The 5,711-nt window shown below is 73.9% G+C and carries 5 protein-coding genes and 1 pseudogene; 5 read left to right on the top strand and 1 reads right to left on the bottom strand.

Annotation, left to right across the window (positions count from 1 at the left end):
• The 5 genes and pseudogenes from TA90_RS15040 to rpe form a co-directional block, all read left to right on the top strand.
• A pseudogene (locus TA90_RS15040) lies at positions 1-574 on the top strand (primosomal protein N'); the annotation flags it as partial.
• Between the two features lie 71 nt (positions 575-645).
• Positions 646-1,248, top strand: a complete 603-nt coding sequence (locus tag TA90_RS06195) for an HAD family hydrolase (RefSeq protein WP_043535166.1) — start codon at positions 646-648, stop codon at positions 1,246-1,248.
• Positions 1,249-1,271: 23 nt separating this feature from the next.
• On the top strand, positions 1,272-2,324 hold the full coding sequence (locus tag TA90_RS06190; RefSeq protein ID WP_074015324.1) for a methionyl-tRNA formyltransferase: 1,053 nt from the start codon (positions 1,272-1,274) through the stop codon (positions 2,322-2,324).
• A complete protein-coding gene (locus TA90_RS06185) occupies positions 2,324-3,811 on the top strand; it encodes a transcription antitermination factor NusB (protein WP_043535165.1) in 1,488 nt (495 codons plus the stop codon). The genes TA90_RS06190 and TA90_RS06185 overlap by 1 nt, the downstream gene beginning before the upstream one ends.
• A 27-nt stretch (positions 3,812-3,838) precedes the next feature.
• Complete coding sequence (rpe, locus tag TA90_RS06180; protein WP_043535163.1) at positions 3,839-4,501, top strand: ribulose-phosphate 3-epimerase; 663 nt, start codon at positions 3,839-3,841, stop codon at positions 4,499-4,501.
• Positions 4,502-4,596: 95 nt separating this feature from the next.
• On the opposite strand, the gene TA90_RS06175 is transcribed toward rpe, so the two are convergent.
• The coding region (locus TA90_RS06175) for an MFS transporter (protein ID WP_052450580.1) at positions 4,597-5,711 on the bottom strand (1,115 nt) is incomplete at its 5' end.

The following is a 5,711-nucleotide window of genomic DNA, read 5'->3' as shown; positions in this document are numbered from 1 at the left end:
CGGAGCGCGGCTGGTCGTCGCGACCCCGGGTGCCGAGCCCCGCGCGGAGGGCGGGTACGCCGCGGTCCTCGTGCTCGACGCGCCCGCCCTCGCCCAGCGCCCCGAGCTGTGGGCACCGGAGGAGGCGCTGCGACGCTGGTTCAACGCCCTCGCCCTCGCGCGCCCGGGTGCTCCCGCCGTCGTGCTGGGAGGGGTCGAACCCACCCTGGCCCAGACCCTCGTGCGGTGGGACCCCGCCGACTTCGCGGCACGCTCCCTCGACGAACGGGCGGCCCTGGGGTTCTTCCCCGCCATGACGGTCGTCGCGCTGGACGGACCGGCCGAGCAGGTGGAGGAGGTCGTGGGTCGCGTGGAGGCAGAGGTCATGGGCACGGTGCCCCGTCCGGGGGCTGCGCACGACGGCGCTCCGGCCGACGCCTCCGCGGCCGCCGGGGTCGAGGTCCGCACACTGGTGCGCGTCCGCCCCGAGGAGGCCCCCGATCTGCTGGCCTCGCTGCGCGAGGTGCAGCAGCAGCGCTCCTCGCGCCGCCTGCCCCTGGTCAGGATCAGCGTCAACCCACCCGAGCTCTTCTGAGGCGGGGCCCGGGTGCCACGCCCGTCCGGTGGCGCGTGGCACAATGTCGCGAGGACCTCGGGAGGAGCTCCATGGCAGTCCAGATGGTCGTCCTCGACCTCGGCAACGTGCTCATCGACTGGGACCCGGCCCTCACGCAGGAGGGGTGGGCGACCCGGGAGGAGTGGGAGTGCTTCGTGGAGCGCACGGACTTCTGGGCCTTCAACCGCACCCTCGACGCCGGGGTGCCACTGGATCGGGCACACGCCTGGTTCGCCGAGCACCACGGGGAGGACATCGCGTTCCTGGACCGCTACCTCTCCACCTTCGCGAACTCGCTGCGGGGGACGGTGCCCGGCATGGCCGAGGTCGTGGGGGAGGTCCGGGCGTCCGGGACGCGAGTCGGCGGCCTGTCGAACTGGCCCGGTGAGCTGTTCCACCACGCCCGCGAGCGAATCCCCCTCCTCGGTGCGCTCGAGGACGTCGTCGTCTCCGGGTACGAGGGCGTGCGCAAACCCGATCCGCGGATCTACCGCCTCATGCTGGACCGCTTCTCCCTGGACCCCTCGGCCACCGTCTTCGTCGACGACGTGGAGGAGAACGTCCGCGCCGCGGACGAGCTGGGCATCCAGGGGATCCTCTTCACCGGTGCCGAGGACCTCCGCGGGGCGCTCACCTCGCGCGGGGTCCTGTGAGGACCCTCGCCTAGACTGGCCCGGTGCGCACCATCTTCGCCGGGACGCCGTCCGCGGCCGTCCCCACCCTCCTCGCCCTGCTCGCCTCCCACCACGAGGTCGTCGCCGCGCTGACGCGCCCACCCGCCAGGTCGGGTCGTGGACGGACCCTGCACCCCTCGGCGGTGGCCGAGGTCGCCAGCTCCCACGGGGTCCCGCTCATCGAGGCCGTGGGCCTGCGTGACGAGTCGGTGCGCGCCCGCATCGGACAGGCCGGCGCCGACCTGGGGGTCGTCGTCGCCTACGGGGCGCTCATCCCCCCGGATGTCCTCGGGATGCCGCGGCTGGGGTGGGCCAACCTGCACTTCTCCGACCTGCCGCACTGGCGGGGAGCCGCCCCGGTCCAGTGGGCCGTCCGCGAGGGCGACCCGGTCACCGCCTCCTGTGTCTTCCAACTGGAGGAGGGGCTCGACACGGGTCCGGTCTACTCCCGGCTCCCCGTGGAGATCGGCCACGAGAGCGCCGGGGAGTTGCTCGCACGCATGGCGGACCTCGGCGCACGCCAGGTGGTGGAGGTCGCCGACGCCCTCGAGGACGGGACGGCGCAGGCCACCCCGCAGGGCGTGGAGGGTGCGGGTCCCCTGCACTACGCCCGCAGGCTCACCACTGCCGACGGCCTCGTCGACTTCCGCCGTGCCGCGGGGGAGGTGGACCGTGTGGTCCGTTCCGTCACCCCGGACCCGGGTGCCTGGACCACGCTGCCCGACGGTCGCCGACTGGGACTGGGGACGGTGACGCCCACCGGGACGCCGAGTCCCGGTCCGGGGGTCCTCCTCGCGTCACGTCGACGGGTGGAGGTCGGCTGCGCCGACACCACCGTCCTCCTCGGCGAGGTGGCCCCGGCAGGACGCAGCTGGATGGACGCCGCGGCCTGGGCCCGGGGGGCCCGCCTCGGGGAGGGCACCCGACTGGGGGTGCCCGCGCAGGATGCCGACACCGCCACCGCGGGGGAGCGGTCGAGGGCGACCGACCCCGCAGCGGCAGGGGGGACGGGCACGCGTGCCGTGCCCACGGATGGACACGAGGGGGACGAGTGATGGCCACCCACCGCTACGGGGACGGGTACCGGGCGCTGCGCGGGGCGGATCCCGCCCGCACGGTCGCCTACGACGTCCTGCGCGAGGTCACCTCACAGGGTGCCTACGCCAACCTGGTGCTCCCGCGCGCCCTGCGGGCGGTCCGCGCGGACCGCCCCGGCTTCGACTCGCGTGACGCGGCGTTCGCCTCGGAACTCGTCTACGGCACCCTGCGCGGCCTGGGGCGGCTCGACTGGGTGCTCTCCCGTCACCTGACCCGTCCCGTGGAGGAGCTCGACGCCGAGGTGCGTGACCTCCTGCGTCTGGGTGCCCACCAACTCCTCGACATGCGGGTCCCCGACCACGCGGCGGTGGCGGCCACGGTCGACCTCGCCCGCGAGGTGGTGACCGACGGTCCGGTGCGGATGGTCAACGCGGTCCTCCGCTCGCTCGCCCGGGAGGGCGCCGACCGGATTGGTGAGGACATCGACGCGATCCCCGAGGAGGACACGCGCCTCGCCGTGCGCCACTCGCACCCGGAGTGGATGGTGGCCGCCTTCCGTGACGCCCTGCGCGCCCACGGCTTCGACGCCATGGAACTGGAGGAGGTCCTCGCCGCGGACAATGCGGCCCCGCTGGTCACGCTCGTCGCGAGGCCGGGCCTCGTGGACCCGGCCGACCTGGCGGACGAGGCCGAGGACGTCCTCGGCACGCGCGTGGCCCCCGGGGACGTCTCGGAGTACGCCGTGCTGCTGGAGTCGGGTGACCCGGCCGCTCTCCCCTCGGTGCGCGGGGGACTGGCGGGTGCCCAGGACGAGGGATCCCAGCTGGCCGCCCAGCTCGCCGCGACCGCACCCGTGGAGGGGCGGGACAGGACATGGTTGGACCTGTGCGCGGGTCCGGGCGGGAAGGCCGCGCTCATGGGCGCCCTCGCGCAGGGGGGCGGCGCCTCCCTCGTCGCCAATGAGGTCCACCCGCACCGGGCCCGCCTCGTGGAGAAGGCGGTGCGCGCCCTCGACGACGTCGAGGTCGTCTCCGGGGACGGGCGGACCTTCGGGGGTGCGAGGACCTCCTGGCCCCTCGGCTCCTTCGACCGGGTCCTCGTCGACGCACCGTGCACCGGGATGGGATCACTGCGGCGCAGGCCGGAGTCGCGGTGGCGACGCGAACCCGCCGACCTCGACGACCTCACGGCGCTCCAGTCCGCGTTGCTGGACCGTGCCGTGGACCTCGTGCGTCCCGGTGGGGTCCTCGCCTACGTCACCTGCTCACCCCACGTGCGCGAGACCCGCGCCCAGGTGGAGCGTCTCCTCGTACGCGGTGACGTCGAACTCCTCGACACGGTGGACCTCGCCCAGCGCCTGGCGCCCGGTGACCTGGACGTCCCGGAGACCGCCGGGAGGGTGCTCCTCGACGGGGTGGGCGCCCCCGGCCGGACGCTGCGGCTGTGGGGGCACCGCAACGGCACCGACCTGATGTTCGTCGCCCTCCTTCGACGCACCCGGTGACCGGCACCCGGGCGATACCCTGAACCCATGCGACCCACGATCTCGCCCTCGATCCTCAACTCCGACATCGCCGACCTGCGCGGACAGCTGGACTCGATCGCCAATGCGGACGTGGCGCACGTGGACGTCATGGACAACCACTTCGTGCCGAACCTGACGTGGGGGCTGCCGGTGGTGGAGGCCTGCGTGCGAATGGGCACCCTCCCCGTCGACGCGCACCTGATGATCGAGGACCCGGACCGGTGGGCGCCCGGCTACGCCGAGGTCGGCTGCGCCTCCGTCACCTTCCACGCGGAGGCCGCGGCAGCGCCCGTGCGGCTCGCGCGTGAGATCCGCCACCTGGGGGCACGTGCCGGCCTGGCCCTGCGCCCCGCGACCGACATCGCGTCCTACGTGGACCTGCTCGCCGAGTTCGACATGGTGCTCGTCATGACGGTGGAACCGGGCTTCGGGGGGCAGTCGTTCCTGGAGTCGATGCTCGCGAAGGTCCGACGCACGCGTGCCGCGGCCTCGCGCGCCGGTCTGGAGCTCTCCGTCCAGGTGGACGGTGGGGTCAGCCGGTCCACCATCGAGAGGGCCGCCGAGGCCGGTGCGGACAACTTCGTGGCGGGTTCGGCCATCTTCCGGGCCGAGGACGCGGCCGCGGAGGTCGACGCCCTGCGTGCGCTGGCCGCACGCCACTGCCACTGAGCTGGCGCACGTGCGACTCGGCAGTCGCACCGTGCGGGCGCACCCTCCGTCCGGCACTGGCACGGAGCGGGCGCACCGCCGACCCGGGCCGTGCCTCAGCCCGCGTCCGCGGCGGTGCCGCCCTCGTCCTCCTCGATGACCCGCGCGACCTCCTCGGCGGGTGAGGGGAGGTCACCCCGCGTGGGGATGCACCTGGCGAGGACGGCGGCGAGCACGGAGACGCCGGCGCCCACGAGGAGCCCGACCCGGAATCCCGTCTGGGTCGGCACGACGGCGTGGGACCGGGTGGCGGTGGAGAGGGTGGCGAGGACCACCGCGATGACCGCGGAGGACACCGAGATCCCGATCGACCGCATGAGTGCGTTGAAGGCGTTCGCCGCGGCCTTCTGGTCGGCGGGGACGGCCCCCATGATGAGGGCGGGCATCGCCCCGAAGGCAAGGCCGACACCGGCGCTGATCAGCGCGGCGGAGAGCGCCAGGGTCCAGGTGCTCCCCATCAGGAGCGTGGCCGCCGTGTAGCCCAGCGCCATCACCAGGCCCCCGGTCATGAGCGTCGTGCGGGCGCCGAATCGGGCGGAGAGGCGTGCGCCGGGCCCGGACACCGCCATCATCGCGATCCCCGTGGGGGCCATCCACAGGCCCATCCCGAGCATGCTCTGGCCCAGGCCGTACCCCGTGGAGACGGGCAGCTGCATGAGCTGGGGGACGATGAGGGACTGGGCGTACATCGCGAACCCGATGAACACCGAGGCGAGGTTCATCACGAGGACCACCGGACGGGTCATCTGGCGCAGGTCGATCAGCGCGTGGTCGCAGTGCAGTTCCCACACCACCCACGACGCGAGGACGGCGAGGGCGAGGAGCGCCGACCCCGACGTCATCGGGCTGCCCCATCCCCACGTCGTGCCCTTGGAGACGAAGAGCAGGAGGCACACGAGCCCCGCGCCCAGCAGGAGCGACCCCACGGGGTCGAAGCGCCCGCGGTGCCCGCCACGGACGGGGTCGGCGGGCACGAGTGAGGCGACGAGGACGAGGATGAGTGCGCTGACGGCGGCCATGGTCCAGAAGAGGATCCGCCAGGAGGCGAATTGGGCGATCGTCGCGGCCAGGGGCAGTCCGAGCGCGCCGCCGATCCCCATCGAGGAGCTCATCAGCGCCACCGCCCGCCCGACCTTCCCCGCCGGGAGGACATCGTGGAGCAGGCTGATGC

The sequence above is a fragment of the Actinomyces polynesiensis genome, from assembly GCF_000820725.1.
Classification (GTDB): Bacteria; Actinomycetota; Actinomycetes; order Actinomycetales; family Actinomycetaceae; genus Pauljensenia; species Pauljensenia polynesiensis.
This window is presented reverse-complemented; position numbering and strand designations above follow the sequence as displayed.

Excerpts from the sequence above, each read along its gene's own strand:
- rpe (WP_043535163.1), top strand. The coding sequence starts at position 3,839 with ATGCGACCCACGATCTCGCCCTCGATCCTCAACTCCGACATCGCCGAC.
- TA90_RS06195 (WP_043535166.1), top strand. The coding sequence starts at position 646 with ATGGCAGTCCAGATGGTCGTCCTCGACCTCGGCAACGTGCTCATCGAC.
- TA90_RS06185 (WP_043535165.1), top strand. The coding sequence starts at position 2,324 with ATGGCCACCCACCGCTACGGGGACGGGTACCGGGCGCTGCGCGGGGCG.